Below are 16,906 nucleotides of genomic sequence, written 5' to 3'. Positions count from 1 at the left end.
TGCTGTTTGAGGTGGCGCACGTCCAGCATCGTCAACCCGCAGCCTCCCCCATCTTCAGCTCCTGCGCGCCCTTCAGGCCGAGCGGCAGATGCGTGGCAGCCACGATCATTCCGCCATCTTCGAGGTGCACGCCCATGAGGTCGGCGAATTGCGCTTCGGATGCCTTGTCGAGGCCGGATGTCGGCTCATCGAGCAGCCAGACGGGCCGATAGCTCACCAGAAGCCGCGCGATGGAAGCGCGCCGTCTCTGCCCCGTGGAGAGATAGCCGAACGGCAAATGGCCGATATCGCCGAGCCCCACCATCTCCAGCGCCTCGAACGGCGGCAGATGGGCCTCGCCCATGAACTCCTGCCAGAAGCGCAAATTCTCCTCGACGCCAAGCTCTGCTTTCATCGCATTGCGGTGACCGAGATAGTGGCAGGCAGACGCCACATCCGGAAACGCCTCCCCTCCACCGAAAAACTGCACCTTGCCCTCCAAGGCTGGCAAAAGGCCGCAGATCACGCGCAACAGCGTCGACTTGCCGGCGCCATTTGGCCCCGTGACCGTCAGCGCCTCGCCTTCACCGAGCGTGAAGGAGATGCCGGAGAACACGGTCTCGCCGCCGCGCTCACCGCCAAGCCCCTCGGCAGCAAGCCGCATCATGTGGTCGTCCTTCGGCAAAGATATGGTCCTGAATTTTTTACGACATGGCAGATTTGCCATTTCTCACTCTAGAACTCTTCTACAAAATTCTCTATATCCGCCTCAACCACGCCAGCGGTCGGCGTGTAACTCTTTGTGCCGATACCCGCGCGCGCGCCGCCTTGAACGGCCGGGACGCTTGGGGGCGGACAGCGGAAATGACCGTACCCGCACCTTTTGCGCGTGATGCCTCGAGGAGTCCGTTCCCGTTTCGGATAGCAGAACAGGATAGGATCGCCCGTGACCAAATCTCTAGACAGTTTCAATTGCCGTCGCACCCTCCAGGTGGGGGATGCGGAGTATGTTTATTTCGACCTCAAGGAGGCCGAGAAAAACGGTCTCGAAGGCATTTCCCGCCTGCCCTTCTCCATGAAGGTGCTGCTTGAAAACCTGCTGCGCAACGAAGACGGACGCTCGGTCACCAAGTCCGACATCGAGGCAGTCGCGGCTTGGCTCGACGACCGCGGCACGGCCGGTCACGAGATCGCCTACCGCCCGGCCCGCGTGCTGATGCAGGATTTCACCGGTGTTCCCGCCGTGGTGGATCTGGCTGCCATGCGCGATGCCATGGTTTCGCTCGGCGGTGACCCGCAGAAGATCAACCCACTTGTTCCGGTTGACCTCGTTATCGACCACTCGGTCATTGTCGATGAGTTCGGCACGCCGAAGGCCTTCGCGCGCAATGTGGAGCTGGAATACCAGCGCAATGGCGAGCGCTATCGCTTCCTCAAATGGGGTCAGAAGGCGTTCAAGAACTTCCGCGTCGTTCCGCCCGGCACCGGCATCTGCCACCAGGTGAACCTCGAATATCTCGGCCAGACCGTCTGGACGAAGGATGAGGACGGCAAGACGATTGCCTATCCTGACACCTGCGTCGGCACCGATTCGCACACGACCATGATCAATGGTCTCGGCGTGCTTGGCTGGGGCGTTGGCGGCATCGAGGCGGAAGCGGCCATGCTCGGCCAGCCGATCTCCATGCTCCTGCCGGAAGTTATCGGCTTCAAGCTCACCGGCAAGCTGAAAGAAGGCGTCACGGCCACCGATTTGGTGCTCACCGTCGTGCAGATGCTGCGCAAGAAGGGCGTGGTCGGCAAGTTCGTCGAGTTCTTCGGCGAGGGCCTCGACCATCTGACACTGGCCGACGCTGCCACCATCGGCAATATGGGCCCGGAATACGGCGCGACCTGCGGCTTCTTCCCGGTTGATTCGGAAACGCTGAACTATCTCAATGTCTCCGGCCGTTCCAAGGAGCGCATCGCGCTGGTGGAAGCCTACTGCAAGGCGCAGGGCATGTTCCGCGAGACGGGCACCGAGCATCCGGTCTTCACCGATACGCTCGAGCTCGACCTCGGCGACGTGGTTCCCTCCATGGCCGGCCCGAAGCGTCCGGAAGGCCGCATTCCGCTCGAGAACATTGCATCCGGCTTCGCCGAATCGCTCGAGAAGGAATACAAAAAGGATCCGTCCACGCTGGAACAGCGCTGGCAGGTTGAGGGCGAGGATTACGATCTTGGCCATGGCGACGTGGCGATTGCCGCCATCACCTCCTGCACCAACACCTCAAACCCAAGCGTGCTCATCGGCGCCGGCCTGCTGGCCCGCAACGCCAACCGCCTCGGCCTCAAGCAGAAGCCATGGGTGAAGACGTCGCTCGCACCCGGTTCCCAGGTGGTTGCGGAATATCTTGAGAATTCCGGCCTCCAGAAGGAGCTCGACCAGATCGGCTTCAACCTCGTCGGCTTCGGCTGCACGACCTGCATCGGCAACTCCGGCCCGCTTCCGGCCCCGGTCTCCAAGACCATCAACGACAAGGGCCTGATCGCTGCCGGCGTTCTCTCCGGCAACCGCAACTTCGAAGGCCGCATCTCGCCGGATGTGCAGGCCAACTACCTGGCCTCACCGCCGCTCGTCGTCGCCTACGCGCTCGCCGGTTCGGTGACCAAGGATCTGACCAAAGAACCGATCGGTCAGGACAAGGACGGCAACGACGTCTATCTGAAGGACATCTGGCCCTCCAATCAGGAGATCCAGGAATTCATCCAGAAGAACGTCACCCGCGATCTCTTCGAGAAGAAATATGCCGAGGTCTTCAAGGGCGACGAAAACTGGCAGGCCGTGCAGGTGCCGGAAGGCGAGACCTATGCATGGGACGACAAGTCGACCTATGTGCAGAACCCGCCCTATTTTGTCGGCATGAAGAAGACGACCGGCGATGTGAGCGACATCAAGAATGCGCGCATTCTCGGCCTGTTCGGCGACAAGATCACCACCGACCACATTTCACCGGCCGGTTCCATCAAGGCACAGTCGCCAGCCGGCAAATACCTGATGGACAATGGCGTGGGCGTTGCCGACTTCAACCAGTACGGCACGCGTCGCGGCAACCATGAGGTGATGATGCGCGGCACCTTCGCCAACATCCGCATCCGCAACCACATGCTGGGCGAAAACGGTACCGAAGGCGGCTACACGATCCACTATCCCTCCAAGGAGGAGATGTCGATCTACGACGCAGCCATGGAATATCGCAAGGAAGGTGTTCCGCTGGTGGTTTTCGCTGGTGGCGAATACGGCAACGGTTCTTCCCGCGACTGGGCTGCTAAGGGCACCAACCTGCTCGGTGTCCGCGCCGTCATCGCAGAAAGCTACGAGCGCATCCACCGCTCCAATCTGGTGGGCATGGGCGTCATTCCTTTCGTCTTTGCCGACGAAGGAACGAGCTGGGCAAAGCTCGGCCTGAAGGGCGACGAGACCGTCACCATCGACGGGCTCGAGACCATCAAGCCGCGTGCAACCGTGAACGCGAAGATCACCTTTGCCGACGGTTCGGTCAAGGAGGTTCCTCTTCTGTGCCGCATCGACACGCTGGATGAGCTTGAGTACTTCAAGAACGGTGGCATCCTGCAATACGTGCTGCGCGACCTGGCCGCCTGATAGGGCCACGCAAACACACTGATCAGACCGCCGGTGGAGACGCCGGCGGTTTTTTTTGAGTTCAAGACGCTCAGTTAATCGGCTCACCTGAACGTGACTTCTTGTTGAGGTACGCTCGCTCCTATAGTTCTGAAACAAAGCAATATTCGCTTCACATTCCAAACGGAGAGCGTATGTTCCGGCTCTGGACACCAGGCCATATCCTTGCCCTGGCTTTAGGCTTTCTCGCCCTTATCGGTCCTGCGGGAGCCGAAAACACGGTTCGCCCAATTGGCGTGGTAGAACTCTTTACGAGTCAGGGCTGCAACTCGTGCCCTCCAGCGGACGCGGTTCTTGACGAGCTCGCCTCCCGAGAAGATGTGGTCGCCCTTGCCTATCATGTCGATTACTGGGATTACCTGGGTTGGCGAGACGCATTGGCGCATCCGGCCAACTCTGAACGGCAGAGGAAATACGCAGGTACTCTTCAGAAGAGTTCGGTTTATACACCTCAGGCTATCGTCAATGGGCGCCAAGACATGAACGGCGCCAACCGAACCAAGGTGGTGTCGACCCTTGAAGCGCTGGCGGGCACCGCGGCGGGGCTTCAGGTGGATCTGTCTTTAGAGGACAGAGGTGACAGCATAATCGTAAGCGTCGGCGCATTGCCCGAAGGCCTTGATGGTGAAGACCTCAGCGCGCATCTCGTCTTTGTCGACTATACACCGAGAACCACAGTGGAGATTCGGGCCGGGGAGAATCGCGGACGCACTATCGAGTATCGAAACGCGGTCAACCGGATCCAGACCATCGGCATGTGGGACGGCGCCGCGAAGAATTTCGAGATGCCCAGATCGGAACTGATCCAGAAGGGCAATGGCTGCGCCTTGTTGCTCCAACGGGTCGATGAGAACGGTTTGCCTGGCGCCATACTTGGAGCCATTGCCCTCAACCCATAACACCCGCTCGACCCCCCTCGAGCCCCAATGTCCGAGGAGCTGGTCCCAAAAGAAAAACCGGTGCTGACTCATTCAGCACCGGCTGTATTCCTTTGGGACCGTTGCCTCGCTCGGGCGTCCGAGAGTTGGTTCGATCCGGTCATGACCCCGAGGGCGGGGGGGCTTGGGGTTTTCGGGATCCGTGTCCGGACCGAACCGTCTCAGGCAACGTTGGGATCGTTGCGGCACAATGGGGCGTGAGCTTGAACAAATTGCGGCAAGAAAAAGGCAAGCCATCACCAATTCCGACAATCGGTCCCGATTTGTGACTACCGGCTAAGAGATGAGGCTTGCAGAGCTCGAACACATACGTCGGCAAAAGATGTGCACGGATGTAACCACTCTGATGCTCATGCCATCAAGAAGGATGACAGCCCTCGCAGTCTCATGCGGGTGGTGAAATATGGATTGAGGCAATGCGGGCTTGCAATTCGGCCTATGGCAGGCGAACCTTCCACTGTCACCAAATCGTCATGAGGTACAGCCGATGACCGATTACGGCAGCGCCGGGGAGGATAGGGACGGGTCCGGAATACTGATCCCGCTGCACGAGGCACGCAGGGCACGTTCGGACCTTCCCGTAACCTTCGAGCGGCGCGAACTGGATCAGATCCTGCGCATTTATGGCCACATGGTTGCCGCGGGCGAATGGCGGGACTATGCCATCGACCATCTGAAGGACCGGGCCGTGTTCTCCGTATTCAGGCGGACCAGCGAAGTGCCGCTTTTTCAGATCGTCAAAGACCCCAAGCTGACACGAAAGCAAGGTGCCTACAGTGTCATTGCGGCGACCGGTGCAATCCTGAAACGCGGACACGAATTGGCGCGCGTCTTGGCGGTGTTCGACAAGAAGCTGAAACTCGTTACCTGACGCGACATCAGGACAATCTCTCTCCCCGGAACAAGCGTTCGGGGACGGAATCGGGATCAGGTGGCCTATCGTCACCTTCATTCAGCGCGCGCTGCATAAACACCGTGTCGAGCCAGCGCTCATGTTTATAGCCACTGCCGCGAAGCATGCCGGCATCGCGAAACCCCATGGAGCGGTGCAATTTCACCGAAGCGCTTTGCGGCGAGCCGTCGCCAATGACGGCGACAATCTGACGGAATCCGCACCGCTCGCACGCATCCACCAAAGCCTGGAGCAAGAGTCGACCCAGCCCACGCCCCTGGGCTTCGGGCGCGAGGTAAACCGAATCCTCGACCATGAAACGATAAGCCCGCCGCGCGCGAAACGGCCCCGCATAAGCATAGCCGAGAATATTGTTTCCCTCCTCGACAACGATATAGGGATAACCATTTCCCACAAGCGCATCCATGCGTTCGCGCATCTCGGCCTCGCCAGGCGGTTCCAGCTCATAGCTGGCTGTCCCTTTTGACACGGCATGGGCATAGATTCGGGTAATCGCGGGAACATCATCCGGATGAACAGGGCGAATGGTGGCTGTCATGGAAACTCGACAAGGCTTGTGGCGGCAAAAGAAAAGGGCGGCTCGGAAGCCGCCCTTACATAACACTGTTTCAGTGTCGGTGTGCACTACTCGCGATTACCGAGGAACTGCAGCAGGAACATGAACAGGTTGATGAAGTCGAGATAGAGACGCAGAGCGCCCATGATCGCCTTGCGACCGGATACGGTGGCGTCGTCGCCCTCGTAATACATCTCCTTGATCTGCTGGGTGTCGTAGGCCGTCAGGCCGGCGAACACCAGCACACCGATCACCGAAATGGCGAACTGCAGCGCCGACGAGCCAAGGAAGATGTTCACGATCGAGGCAATGATGATGCCGATCAGACCCATGAACAGGAACGACCCCATGCCCGAAAGGTCACGCTTAGTCGTGTAACCCCAGAGCGACAGCGCGCCAAACGAAGCGGCGGTGATGAAGAAGGTGCGGACGATGCTCTCCCCCGTGAAGACGAGGAAAATCGTCGACAGAGAAAGACCCACGAGGGCCGAGTAGACCCAGAAGGTCGTCTGCGCCGCTCCCACGCTCATGTTTTGAATGCGGAAGCTCAGGAAAAACACCAGCGCAAGCGGTGCAAGAATGACAACCCAGCGGAAGGCGCTGGCATAGATGAGCTGGCCGAAAGCCGTGAGCTGGCCGTCGGCAATGGCAAGGTTGAACGCGCCAAACGCTGCAAGGCCGGTGATCGCCAGGCCGAGCGCCATAAGGTTGTAGACGCGGATCATATAGGCGCGCAGGCCCTCGTCGATGGCCGCGTCCGCGCGCACGCCGGGCGTTGCGCGGGCCTGATAGTTACGAAGGTCAGCCATAATTACCCCTTTCTGGCTTAAATCCCGTCCGGTGACGGCCTGAAAGACCGTGCGCCGCTGGCGGGATACCAGCATGCGTAGATCAAATATGATGTCAGTTTGTGTTCAGGACAAGACCTCTTCGCACCGGAAACGCGCCTGCGGCAACAGTTCGCGGGCGGAATCGCGCCTGTCCGCGCCGGAGGGTTAACCGTTTTTCACGCTCACAAATTGCGCAGAACCGGTGCGGCCTTGTGTCCGAGAACCCGCCATGTGCCGATCAGGCCGAAGCCAACCGTCATCACCAGCGCCACCACAACGGTGGTGAACGCCACCTCCGGCAGGAAGCTTGAGGGCAGGCCCATGACCTTTGCCACCACAAACCAGGCAGCAACCCCGCCGGCCAGCAGCGCGAACACCGCAGTCGCAAGCCCGATCAGCAGATATTCGAGCGAGAAAGCGGCGATCAGGGTACGCCGCGTGGCGCCAAGGGTCTTCAGAACCACAGCATCATGCACCCGCGCCCGGTTGCCAGCCGCCAGTGCACCGGAAAGCACGAGAACCGAAGCAATCAGCGCGACGGCGGCTGCCGCACGGATCGCCGTGGCCAATTGCTCTACAAGCCGGTTCACCACATCGAGAGCATCCTTCACCCGCACGGTGGTCACCGTCGGGAAGGAGCGGGTGACAGCGTTGAGGATCTTCGATTCGTCGGCCTGCGTGGCGTTTGCATCCGTAAGCGTCGCCAGCCAGGCGTGGGGTGCACCGGCAAAGGTGTTGGGCGAAAACACCATCACGAAGTTGATGGCCAGCGATTCCCACTCTACCGCGCGGAAATTGGCTATCCGGGCCGTGACCTCGCGACCAAGCACATTGACGGTGATCGTGTCGCCAATCTTGAGACCAAGCTCTCCACCTTCTTCCGCCGTGAAGGACACGAGCGGCTCACCCTCATAATCAGCTGGCCACCAATCCCCTTGTGTCAGTGTGGTGTTCTCCGGCGCGTTGCGGGCATAGGTAATGCCACGGTCGCCCCGCAGCACCCAGCCACCCTCCGGCGGGATCTCCATGTCCCGCACATTGACATCGTTGAGCGCGGTGATGCGCCCACGAAGCATCGGCACCTGAATGAGCTTTCCGTCTGGCGCTTCCTGTTTGACCAGATCGGCAAAGGCCTCCACCTCGCCGCTCTGGATGTCGACAAAGAAAAAGTTCGGGGCGACCTCCGGCAGATTACCGGTGATCTGCCGTCGCAGATTGCCGTCGATCAGCGCCAGTGTGGCGAGCAAGGTGAGGCCGAGCCCCAATGACAAGACCACGGACGGTGTCAGCGCACCTGGGCGGTGGATGTTGCCCAGAGCGAGGCGCAGCGGCGTGGACGTGACGCGCGGGCTGCGCCGTGCCAACCACTCGATGCCAAGCGCCACGACCCTCAGAACTATAAACGCGAACACGGTTGCACCAACAAAGATGGCCGCCATGCGCCGATCGTCGGAGAACCAGACAGCGAAACCGGCGAGGCCGGCCGCGATAGCTACCGAAAGCGTGATATAGACTGGTCGCGGCCAGCCACGTCCGTCGACACCCATTTCGCGGAACAGCGCTGTCGCCGGCACATCACGCGCCCGGCCAAGCGGCATCAGCGCAAACACGAGCGTGATCATGACGCCGAACAGCGCGGCCACAAAAAGCGCAGCCGGATAGAACCCACCCGTCGCGGGAACCGGCAGGACACTCGCCAGAACCGCCGACGCGCCGAACGGCATCAGCGCGCCAATCGCGAGGCCGGCGAGAATACCGATGCCGGCGATCATCAATATCTGCACGAGATAGACGGTAAAGACGAACCCACCCGAAGCGCCAAGGCTCTTGAAGGTCGCGATCACGGCACGCTTGCTGTCGAGATAGGCGCGCACCGCATTCGCCACACCGACGCCCCCGACGACAAGAGCTGTCAGCCCCACCAGAGTGAGAAACTGCGAGAACCGCTCGATATTGCGTGAAAGAGATGGGGCCGCATTGCTGCGGGTACGGATGCTCCATCCGGCCTCCGGAAATTCCGCTGCGGCGCGTGCCTGCACGGTTTCCAGGTCGCTCTCTTCGCCATCGAGCCGCACCTTGTAGACGTGCTCGACGAGACTGCCCGGCTGAATGAGCCCGGTCGCCTGAAGCGCATCCAGCGAAATCATCAGCCGTGGGGCAAAACCGAACCCGTCGGACACGGCATCCGGCTCCGTGACAAGAACAGCGCGAAGCTCGATGGTCTCGCTGCCCAGCATGATGCGGTCGCCAATGCCAAGACCCAGACGTTCGAAGAGCAAATCCGGTGCCGCCGCCCCATAGGCGCCATTGATTTTTTCAAAGAGCGCGTCATGCGAGAGCTGCGGCTCCGTCACCCGCGCCCCATAAAGCGGATAGAGCGCATCGACGGCCTTAACCTCCACCAGTGTCTGGTCCGAACCGTCGGCAAGCCGTGCCATGGAACGCATATTCGCGCTCTCGGCCACATCCCCCAGATCCGACAAAAAGGTTTGCTCAGCTTCGCTGGCGCGCCGCTGGTTCAGTTCGAAGCGCAGATCGGCGGCCAGCAACGACTGGCCTTCCGCTTCCACAGCTTCGGTAATGGCGGTGGCGACCGAATTCACACCGCCAATGGCGCCCACACCCAGCGCGATGCAGGCTAGGAAGATGAAGAAGCCGGAAAGTCCACCCCGCATCTCTCGCAGCGAGAAGCGGATCGCCAGACCGATCATGCGGCCAAAACTCATGCCGGTCGAACGTGTGCTGCCCGCATTCATGCCATCGCAGCCTTCTCCAAGGCAGCGTCCTGCTCGATACGGCCGGAGCGCATCGCCACCTGACGCTCACAGCGGGCGGCAAGAGCCGGATCGTGGGTGACAAGCACCAAGGAGGTGCCGCGTTCCTTTGCCTTGGCGAAAAGCATGTCCGAAATCTGCCTGCCGGTTGCCTGGTCGAGATTTCCGGTCGGCTCATCGGCGATCAGAATCGCCGGCCCCGGCGCCAATGCACGAGCAATAGCCACCCGCTGCTGTTCACCGCCCGAGAGTTCGCCCGGATAATGTGTCAGGCGCTGCGAAAGGCCGACAGCCGCCAGTTCCTCCTCGGCTGCGCCAAACGGATCGGCGTGCCCGGCCAGTTCCAGCGGCACGGCGACGTTCTCCAGCGCCGTCATGTTGGGAATGAGGTGAAAGGACTGGAAAACGATGCCGATCGAACGGCCGCGAAAGGCAGCAATCGCATCTTCGCTCAGCCCGTTGATCTGCGTCCCGCCAACGCGCACGATACCCTCATCGACGCGCTCCAGGCCCGCGATCACCATCAGCAGCGTGGACTTGCCCGAACCGGACGGACCGACGATCGCCGTGGAACGCCCCCGCTCGACGGAGAGGCTGACACCTTTGAGAACATGCACCGAGGAGGCACCCTCACCCAGTGTTAGCGACACGTTCTCAAGTTCGATCACGGCTTCTGTCACGGAAAAGACATCCTATATTGGGAGAAAGCGACGCTGGAATCGGACCACTGCACGGTTTTGGCAAATATGGGTTATCCCGCATGGCATTCAAATTCTTTCGTCCTTTCGGTCAGTTCACAAAAATTTCATCGGCTGCTGCAGCACTCATTCTGGCGCTTTCCATATGCGTCGCCGCGCGGGCCGAAACCATCCAGATTGTTGGCTTCGGCGATAGCCTCATGGCGGGCTACAATCTTGGGCCGGACGAGGGTTTCCCTGGACAGCTCGAAAACGCGCTCAAGGCTGAGGGCTATGATGTCTCCATCGCCAATGCAGGCGTATCCGGCGACACGACGAGCGGCGGGCTCTCTCGTCTTGAATGGTCTGTTCCCGAAGAGGCGGACATTGTGCTTCTGGAACTCGGCGCCAACGACATGCTGCGTGGCATTCCACCCGCATCCACCGAACAAAATCTCGACCGGATGATCGCCCTGCTTAAAGAACGCGGACAGCAGGTGATCCTGGCTGGCATGCTGGCAGCACCCAATCTCGGTGAAGATTACGCTGCCGCCTTCAACCCGCTCTATGAGCGGCTGGCGGAGAAACACGAAATCCCCCTGATCCCGTTCTTTCTCGACGGGGTGGCCGCCGAGCCGTCTCTTCTTCTGGAAGACGGCATGCACCCCAATGCCCAGGGCGTAGAACGCATGGTGGAGCGTATTCTGCCCACCTTTCGCAAAGTGCTCGATGAGCGATCCCAAGAAGGCGCGTAAAACTTGATGAAGAAACCGCTTGCTCACGATGGCAATCGGTGATTCGCTGTAATCGACACTGCGATTCGAGGAGGTTGCCATGCCGCGACTTTTCACCGCCCTCGAGATCCCGCGTGACGCGGCCTTGTCGTTGTCACTTCTCCGCGGGGGCCTCCCAGGAGCTCGTTGGATCGATGTCGAAAACTATCATCTGACATTGCGGTTCTTCGGTGACGTTGAAGGTCATACGGCAGACGAGATCGCCAATGCGCTCGATAGGGTTCGACGGCCAGCCTTCACGATGAAACTTTCCGGTGTGGGGGCATTCGGACAGAAAAAACCGCACTCCATCTGGGCCGGTGTGTCTGCCTCGCCCGACCTCTACGCACTACAGGGAGAAATAGACGGCATCTGCCGGCGCTTACGCTTGCCACCGGATCCCAGAAAATTTACGCCGCACGTCACCCTGGCCCGCCTTAAAAATTCCAATCCGCGCGATGTGGCAGGCTATCTTTCCGCCCGCGGCAACTTTGCCTCGGTACCCTTCTCCATAGGCCGTTTTGTACTGATGTCGTCGCGCGCTTCCTTTGGGGGTGGCCCGTACATCATTGAGGAGACCTGGCCATTGGCGGGCGCGGAGTATGATCGTCAGTCGAACTTCGAAAGCAGCGCTTCAGAAGCCTCACGGATCATCTGGTAAACCGACGCAAAGCCGTCCTCGCCTCCATAATAAGGATCGGGGATATCGATGACGCGGTCGTTCGCATAATCGAGAAAAAGGTGAATCTTCCCGAGCGTCCCGCCTGCAGCGCGCTGACGCAGTGTTTGTACATTGTTGCGGTCCATGCCCAGGAGAAGATCGTAGCGGTTGAAATCCGCCGCTTCCACCTGTCGTGCCCGCTGGTGAGAAATATCGACACCGAATCTACGGGCGATGTCGATCGAACGCGGGTCTGGCGGGTTGCCCACGTGCCACGCGCCCGTACCAGCCGAACCGATCATGAAATCCGCCGTTCGCCCATGCTCTGTTACGACACTGCGAAAGACACCCTCTGCGAGTGGAGAGCGGCAGATATTGCCGAGGCAGACGAAGAGTATGGAGATACGAGGCTTTGCGTTCATGGCTGGTGCGCTATCATCCCGATGAAGACACCAACAGGCGATACCATGGAGAGACGCGATGGCAAGGGCAAAGCTCGATCCGGCTGCATTGGAACAAGCGCTCAAAACCCTCGACGGATGGGATCTAGGAGAAGATGGGGACTCCATCCAGCGGCGCTTCGTCTTCGCTGATTTTTCCCAAGCATTCGCTTTCATGACCCGCTCAGCGCTGATGGCCGAAAAACTCAACCACCATCCGGACTGGTCGAATGTCTACAAGATCGTCGATGTCAGTCTTTCCACGCATGATGCAAGTGGGGTGACTGAACTTGATCTCAAGCTCGCCATGGCGATGGATGAATTTGCCAAGAGCTGATTTTGGTTGGATTCCGCGCAAACATTGAATTTCGCCGGCTGATTCCCACATCTTCATCAGCAGGAGCACACTATGGACGATGTGAAAATCGGGGAAATTCTGGAACCGGTCGGTCCCCGTGAAAACCGGGACCGTGAAGAGCGCGTACGTGCGAAATTCTGGCGCACGGTGAAGAAGGCGGCACGTCAGGTGCCCTTCATGGAGGATCTGGTAGCGGGATATTACTGCGCGCTCGATAACGACACCCCACCGAAGGTGCGCGGCCTGCTCCTCGCTGCCTTGGCTTATTTTGTGCTTCCACTCGACGTGGTGCCGGACTTTCTGCTTGGTTTCGGCTTTACGGATGACATCGCCGTACTGGCAGCCGCCTTGAACGCTGTCCGCCGGCACATCACACCGGCGCATCGTCTCGCAGCCAGACGAGCCCTCGCCGAAACGACCCGCGACAGCTAGCCAGTCAAATTCTTGCCTCTTTCATTCGTTTCAACCGCTGGTGAAGGGGTGTTCGGACGTTGGCGCATTTCTTTCGCGACAACGGATATCGGGGTTGATCGCATGAAGAATCCGTCGATTCGCTTCACGCTTTGGTAACCCAGATTAAATAAAAATGAAGTGATCTAGAGGGACCAGCCGGTCTCCAAACACTGGCAAAAAAAGACGGTCAAGACGATGCGCGTACTGATTTCGACACTGATGCTCATTTGCGGAATGGCGGCGGCAAGCCCCGCGCTGGCCCAGGCAACGGCGGTGGGACAGCATCGCGACTGGGGCGTCTACAGCTACCAGTCCGGAAACGGCAAGGTGTGCTACGCCATGAGCGTGCCAAAGGAAAAGCAACCGGCCAGCCTCGATCATGGCGATATATTCTTCTTCGTCAGTCAAAAGCCCGGACAGAACGTGGCCTCCGAACCGCAGTTCATCGCCGCCTACAATTTCCAGACCAATTCCAAGGTGATTGTCACGGTGGGGAACAAGAGCTTCACCATGTTCACGCAGGGCAAGTCCGCATGGCTTGAGAACGCAGCTGAAGAGCCGCAGTTAATCGCGGCGATGAAGGGCGGTTCAGACATGAAGGTTGCAGCGAAATCTGGCCGCGGCAACGACACCAGCTACACATTTTCGCTGAGCGGCGTCACTGCTGCGATCAACGCCACCCAGAACTGCAAATAGCCATCGTAGAAGCGGCTGCCGGCCGCAACAGGTGACGGCAGCCTTCAGGCGTGCTATGAGCGCGGCGAATGAAGGGCATCCGCTGAATTCGAGAGACGAATCCGCAAGGCGCTGCCCGCAACGCACTTCAAGAACGCCATGGCACTGACACTCGATCTATCGACGCCCGAGGGGCGCGCTGACCTGCGCCCCGCCACGAAAACCGAAAAGCAATCGTTGATCGGCCTTTCGCGTGACGAACTGGCAGAAGCGCTGCTTTCACTGGGCGTGCCGGAGCGGCAGACACGCATGCGCGTGCGCCAGCTCTGGCACTGGCTCTATGTTCGCGGCGTTTCCGATTTCTCGCAGATGTTCAACATCTCGAAGGACCTGCGGGCAAAGCTCGACGCGCATTTCACCATTGCCCGTCCGGAAATCATCGAAGAGCAGATTTCGAAGGACGGCACCTGCAAGTGGCTGATGCGCTTTCCAGCACGTGGCGCGGGTCGCCCGGTGGATGTGGAAACCGTCTACATTCCCGAGGAAGGCCGTGGCACGCTGTGCATCTCCAGCCAGGTAGGCTGCACGCTTACCTGCACCTTCTGCCACACCGGCACACAAAAGCTGGTGCGCAACCTGACACCGGGCGAAATTCTCGACCAGCTTCTCGTCGCGCGCGATCGCCTCGGCGATTTTCCCGATGCCGACACACCCGACGGGGCCATCGTGCCGGCGGAAGGCCGCAAGGTCACCAACATCGTCATGATGGGCATGGGCGAGCCGCTCTACAATTTCGAGAATGTGAAGCAGGCGCTTCTCATCGCCTCCGATGGCGAAGGCCTTTCTCTCTCCAAGCGTCGTATCACGCTTTCAACCTCCGGCGTGGTTCCGGAAATCTATCGCACCGGCGAGGAAATCGGCGTCATGCTGGCGATCTCGCTGCACGCCGTGCGCGATGAGCTGCGCAACGAACTGGTGCCGATCAACAAAAAGTATCCGCTGAAGGAGCTGCTCGACGCCTGCCGCGCCTATCCGGGCCTCTCGAACGCGCGGCGTATCACCTTTGAGTATGTGATGCTGAAGGGTGTCAACGACTCGCTCGACGATGCCCGCGAACTGGTGCGGCTTCTGAAGGGCATCCCTGCCAAGATCAACCTGATCCCCTTCAATCCATGGCCGGGCAGCGACTATGAATGCTCCGACTGGGAGCAGATCGAGGAGTTTGCGGATCTCGTCAACAAGGCCGGATACGCCTCGCCCATCCGCACCCCGCGCGGGCGCGACATCCTGGCCGCCTGCGGTCAGCTCAAATCCGCATCGGAGCGGATGAAGAAGGCCGACCGGCTCAAGCTGGAAGCCATGATGATCGCCGGCCACGGCGAATAGGGCAATTCTGGCTCACCGCGCCTGAGCGGTCAGGATCTTCAGCGCGAAGGCCGAGAAAACGCCTGCGAACAGATAGTCGACCACGCGGGTGACACGCGGGCTCTTCTTCAGAAGCTTGGAAAAACTGTCTGCCGCGATCACCATCGGCGCGACGATGGGCAGCGCCAGCGGAATGAACAGAAGCCCAAGAAAGAACAGCTTGCCCGGGGCGTGCGGATCGCTGGCCGACACGAACTGCGGCAGAAATGTCATGAAGAACAGGATGATCTTCGGGTTCAGAAGATTGATGCCGAGCCCCGTGGCCCAGTTCTTCAAGAGCGACCGCCCCGCCCCGCCCTTCTTCTCCGGCGAGAAGGCGGAGCCTTTGCGGATCGCCTGGATGGCCAGCCAGATCAGATAGCCCGCACCGAACACCTTGAGCGCGAGGAATGCCTCGGGCGAAGCGACGATCAGCGCCGAGAGCCCCAGCGCCACAAGCGCCGTGTGGATCATGATCCCGGTCATCGCACCGAACATGCAGGCGAAGCCGGCCGCCCTGCCCTGGCTCAGCGCCCGGCCGACGAACAGCGTCATATCCGGACCCGGCGTGATCGAGATCACGAAGGTGGCGAGGGCAAACTGGAGAATGGTGGCGGAGTCGGGAATGAAGGTCATGGAAGTGCTTCCGGCACGGTGTTGATCTGCCGGAAGCTAACGCAGGATCAAAGCTCACACCAGCGGCACATTTGGCAGACCACTGGTGCAGGCTTCAGATTGTTTCCGTCACCTTCTTGAGCTTGTCCGGTGTATCCGGATTGAGCCCACGCTCCCGCGCGACCCGCTCGATCAGGCGATAGTATCCGACGAGCGAGACCAGCGGGTCCACCTGGCCATGGCCGGTGGACGGCGTTCTGATGGTGCGTTCTCCGAGATCACGCGAAGAGAAGCTCGCAATCTGCGCACCGAAGCCGCGCAGCTTTTCGAGCGACTGCGCGCTTGAAGCAAGCGCTGCGTCTTCCGGCACAAAGGCTAGAATGGGAAAGCCCTTGTCGACCAGCTGCATGGGCCCGTGCATCAGCTCGGCGAGGGAGAAGGCTTCCGCATGAAGCTGGGCCGTCTCTTTTGCCTTCAGGGCCGCTTCCAGCGCGATGGCGAAGCCCGGGCCACGACCGGCAGTGTAGATCGACCCGGCATTTGTCAGGAGTGGCAGCGCCGGCTCCCAGTTCACGTCGCAGGCGGCGGCCAGCGCCCCGGGCAACCGACCGAGCGCCTCCTTGAGCGCTGCATCGCCCGAGGCTGCCTGCGTGACACCGGCAAGTGCTGCTGCAGATGCGATGAAGCTCTTGGTCGCCGCGACGCTCCGCTCCGGTCCGGCATGGATCGGCAAGACGATGTCGGCCGCCTTCGCAAGCGGGCTGTCAGCCACGTTGACCACAGCGAGTGTCACCGCACCGCCCTTCTTGGCCGATGCCTGCGCGGCAACGATGTCAGGACTCCCGCCGGATTGGGAAATCGTGATGTGAAGCGCGCGCTCCAGCTTTAGCGACGCATCATAGACGGAGGCCACCGAAGGGCCGATGGAGGCCACGGGAATGCCCGTGTGGATCTCGAAAAGATATTTGAAGAAGCTCGCGGCATGGTCGGAAGAGCCGCGCGCCGACATGCTCACCACGGCGGGCCCGCGCTCGGCAATCACCCGGCCAAGTTCGGCGAAGGTCTTTGCCTCATGCGCAAAAAGCCGGTCTACCGCCTCGGCGGCCTCAGCGGTTTCCTGAAACATCAGGGAAGGCGTATCTGTCATTTCGGTGTTCCGTGGTTGATAAAAGAGTGTG

The 16,906-nt window shown here is 60.2% G+C and carries 17 protein-coding genes; 9 read left to right on the top strand and 8 right to left on the bottom strand.

Going from position 1 to position 16,906, the window contains the following annotated elements; all coding sequences use genetic code 11:
* Nucleotides 1–31: 31 nt before the first annotated feature.
* Entirely contained in the window at nucleotides 32–643 is a 612-nt protein-coding gene (ccmA, locus tag AC2CHD_RS15860; RefSeq protein ID WP_484554742.1) for a heme ABC exporter ATP-binding protein CcmA, read from the bottom strand.
* A 282-nt stretch (nucleotides 644–925) separates the two neighbouring features.
* On the opposite strand from ccmA, the gene acnA reads away from it, so the two are divergent.
* From acnA to AC2CHD_RS15845, 3 genes are all read left to right on the top strand, one after another.
* Nucleotides 926–3,622 (top strand): aconitate hydratase AcnA, encoded by a 2,697-nt coding sequence (gene acnA, locus AC2CHD_RS15855; protein WP_229449519.1) that lies wholly within the window; start codon nucleotides 926–928, stop codon nucleotides 3,620–3,622.
* Nucleotides 3,623–3,795: 173 nt separating this feature from the next.
* Nucleotides 3,796–4,560, top strand: a complete 765-nt coding sequence (locus AC2CHD_RS15850; protein WP_229449518.1) for a DUF1223 domain-containing protein — start codon at nucleotides 3,796–3,798, stop codon at nucleotides 4,558–4,560.
* 526 nt (nucleotides 4,561–5,086) lie between these two features.
* Complete coding sequence (locus AC2CHD_RS15845; protein ID WP_229449517.1) at nucleotides 5,087–5,470, top strand: DUF2794 domain-containing protein; 384 nt, start codon at nucleotides 5,087–5,089, stop codon at nucleotides 5,468–5,470.
* A gap of 7 nt (nucleotides 5,471–5,477) precedes the next feature.
* On the opposite strand, the gene AC2CHD_RS15840 is transcribed toward AC2CHD_RS15845, so the two are convergent.
* From AC2CHD_RS15840 to AC2CHD_RS15825, 4 genes are all read right to left on the bottom strand, one after another.
* Complete coding sequence (locus tag AC2CHD_RS15840; protein ID WP_484554461.1) at nucleotides 5,478–6,050, bottom strand: GNAT family N-acetyltransferase; 573 nt, start codon at nucleotides 6,048–6,050, stop codon at nucleotides 5,478–5,480.
* Nucleotides 6,051–6,136: 86 nt separating this feature from the next.
* Entirely contained in the window at nucleotides 6,137–6,877 is a 741-nt protein-coding gene (locus AC2CHD_RS15835; RefSeq protein WP_484554460.1) for a Bax inhibitor-1/YccA family protein, read from the bottom strand.
* A 203-nt stretch (nucleotides 6,878–7,080) separates the two neighbouring features.
* Nucleotides 7,081–9,654 (bottom strand): ABC transporter permease, encoded by a 2,574-nt coding sequence (locus AC2CHD_RS15830; protein WP_484554459.1) that lies wholly within the window; start codon nucleotides 9,652–9,654, stop codon nucleotides 7,081–7,083.
* Nucleotides 9,651–10,352, bottom strand: a complete 702-nt coding sequence (locus tag AC2CHD_RS15825; protein ID WP_484554458.1) for an ABC transporter ATP-binding protein — start codon at nucleotides 10,350–10,352, stop codon at nucleotides 9,651–9,653. Before AC2CHD_RS15825 ends, AC2CHD_RS15830 begins: the two co-directional genes overlap by 4 nt.
* Before the next feature lie 80 nt (nucleotides 10,353–10,432).
* On the opposite strand from AC2CHD_RS15825, the gene AC2CHD_RS15820 reads away from it, so the two are divergent.
* Together AC2CHD_RS15820 and thpR are read left to right on the top strand one after the other, a co-directional pair.
* Nucleotides 10,433–11,104: an arylesterase gene (locus AC2CHD_RS15820; protein ID WP_484554457.1), complete on the top strand. Its 672-nt coding sequence runs from the start codon at nucleotides 10,433–10,435 to the stop codon at nucleotides 11,102–11,104.
* Nucleotides 11,105–11,183: 79 nt separating this feature from the next.
* Nucleotides 11,184–11,783: an RNA 2',3'-cyclic phosphodiesterase gene (gene thpR, locus AC2CHD_RS15815; protein WP_484554456.1), complete on the top strand. Its 600-nt coding sequence runs from the start codon at nucleotides 11,184–11,186 to the stop codon at nucleotides 11,781–11,783.
* On the opposite strand, the gene AC2CHD_RS15810 is transcribed toward thpR, so the two are convergent.
* The gene (locus AC2CHD_RS15810) at nucleotides 11,732–12,205 is read right to left on the bottom strand and encodes a low molecular weight protein-tyrosine-phosphatase (protein WP_484554455.1); all 474 of its coding nucleotides are present in this window, start codon (nucleotides 12,203–12,205) and stop codon (nucleotides 11,732–11,734) included. The genes thpR and AC2CHD_RS15810 overlap by 52 nt on opposite strands.
* A 58-nt stretch (nucleotides 12,206–12,263) precedes the next feature.
* Here AC2CHD_RS15810 and AC2CHD_RS15805 point away from each other — a divergent pair, with 58 nt between their 5' ends.
* The 4 genes from AC2CHD_RS15805 to rlmN all read left to right on the top strand — a co-directional run bounded on the left by AC2CHD_RS15805 (nucleotide 12,264) and on the right by rlmN (nucleotide 15,095).
* On the top strand, nucleotides 12,264–12,560 hold the full coding sequence (locus tag AC2CHD_RS15805) for a 4a-hydroxytetrahydrobiopterin dehydratase (protein ID WP_229449511.1): 297 nt from the start codon (nucleotides 12,264–12,266) through the stop codon (nucleotides 12,558–12,560).
* A gap of 72 nt (nucleotides 12,561–12,632) precedes the next feature.
* Complete coding sequence (locus tag AC2CHD_RS15800) at nucleotides 12,633–13,013, top strand: YkvA family protein (RefSeq protein ID WP_484554454.1); 381 nt, start codon at nucleotides 12,633–12,635, stop codon at nucleotides 13,011–13,013.
* 216 nt (nucleotides 13,014–13,229) lie between these two features.
* Nucleotides 13,230–13,730, top strand: coding sequence for an invasion associated locus B family protein (locus AC2CHD_RS15795; RefSeq protein ID WP_229449509.1), 501 nt, complete (start codon nucleotides 13,230–13,232; stop codon nucleotides 13,728–13,730).
* Between the two features lie 138 nt (nucleotides 13,731–13,868).
* A complete protein-coding gene (rlmN, locus tag AC2CHD_RS15790; protein ID WP_484554453.1) occupies nucleotides 13,869–15,095 on the top strand; it encodes a dual-specificity RNA methyltransferase RlmN in 1,227 nt (408 codons plus the stop codon).
* A gap of 12 nt (nucleotides 15,096–15,107) precedes the next feature.
* Here the strand turns inward: rlmN and AC2CHD_RS15785 are convergent, their stop codons facing one another.
* Both AC2CHD_RS15785 and AC2CHD_RS15780 read right to left on the bottom strand, forming a co-directional pair.
* Nucleotides 15,108–15,749: a LysE family translocator gene (locus tag AC2CHD_RS15785; RefSeq protein WP_229449507.1), complete on the bottom strand. Its 642-nt coding sequence runs from the start codon at nucleotides 15,747–15,749 to the stop codon at nucleotides 15,108–15,110.
* A gap of 94 nt (nucleotides 15,750–15,843) precedes the next feature.
* The gene (locus AC2CHD_RS15780) at nucleotides 15,844–16,875 is read right to left on the bottom strand and encodes an SIS domain-containing protein (RefSeq protein WP_484554452.1); all 1,032 of its coding nucleotides are present in this window, start codon (nucleotides 16,873–16,875) and stop codon (nucleotides 15,844–15,846) included.
* Between the last annotated feature and the right edge of the window lie 31 nt (nucleotides 16,876–16,906).

The sequence above is a fragment of the Nitratireductor sp. ATLC21 genome (assembly GCF_057196525.1).
Note: the sequence above shows the minus strand (reverse complement) of the source record. Positions and strands in the feature narration are given on the sequence as shown.

What these genes read in the sequence shown, in the direction of transcription:
- ccmA (WP_484554742.1), bottom strand. Translation starts at nt 643, where the DNA reads ATGCGGCTTGCTGCCGAGGGGCTTGGCGGTGAGCGCGGCGGCGAGACC.
- AC2CHD_RS15850 (WP_229449518.1), top strand. Translation starts at nt 3,796, where the DNA reads ATGTTCCGGCTCTGGACACCAGGCCATATCCTTGCCCTGGCTTTAGGC.
- AC2CHD_RS15845 (WP_229449517.1), top strand. Translation starts at nt 5,087, where the DNA reads ATGACCGATTACGGCAGCGCCGGGGAGGATAGGGACGGGTCCGGAATA.
- AC2CHD_RS15840 (WP_484554461.1), bottom strand. Translation starts at nt 6,050, where the DNA reads ATGACAGCCACCATTCGCCCTGTTCATCCGGATGATGTTCCCGCGATT.
- AC2CHD_RS15835 (WP_484554460.1), bottom strand. Translation starts at nt 6,877, where the DNA reads ATGGCTGACCTTCGTAACTATCAGGCCCGCGCAACGCCCGGCGTGCGC.
- AC2CHD_RS15830 (WP_484554459.1), bottom strand. Translation starts at nt 9,654, where the DNA reads ATGAATGCGGGCAGCACACGTTCGACCGGCATGAGTTTTGGCCGCATG.
- AC2CHD_RS15820 (WP_484554457.1), top strand. Translation starts at nt 10,433, where the DNA reads ATGGCATTCAAATTCTTTCGTCCTTTCGGTCAGTTCACAAAAATTTCA.
- thpR (WP_484554456.1), top strand. Translation starts at nt 11,184, where the DNA reads ATGCCGCGACTTTTCACCGCCCTCGAGATCCCGCGTGACGCGGCCTTG.
- AC2CHD_RS15810 (WP_484554455.1), bottom strand. Translation starts at nt 12,205, where the DNA reads ATGAACGCAAAGCCTCGTATCTCCATACTCTTCGTCTGCCTCGGCAAT.
- AC2CHD_RS15805 (WP_229449511.1), top strand. Translation starts at nt 12,264, where the DNA reads ATGGCAAGGGCAAAGCTCGATCCGGCTGCATTGGAACAAGCGCTCAAA.
- AC2CHD_RS15800 (WP_484554454.1), top strand. Translation starts at nt 12,633, where the DNA reads ATGGACGATGTGAAAATCGGGGAAATTCTGGAACCGGTCGGTCCCCGT.
- AC2CHD_RS15795 (WP_229449509.1), top strand. Translation starts at nt 13,230, where the DNA reads ATGCGCGTACTGATTTCGACACTGATGCTCATTTGCGGAATGGCGGCG.
- rlmN (WP_484554453.1), top strand. Translation starts at nt 13,869, where the DNA reads ATGGCACTGACACTCGATCTATCGACGCCCGAGGGGCGCGCTGACCTG.
- AC2CHD_RS15785 (WP_229449507.1), bottom strand. Translation starts at nt 15,749, where the DNA reads ATGACCTTCATTCCCGACTCCGCCACCATTCTCCAGTTTGCCCTCGCC.
- AC2CHD_RS15780 (WP_484554452.1), bottom strand. Translation starts at nt 16,875, where the DNA reads ATGACAGATACGCCTTCCCTGATGTTTCAGGAAACCGCTGAGGCCGCC.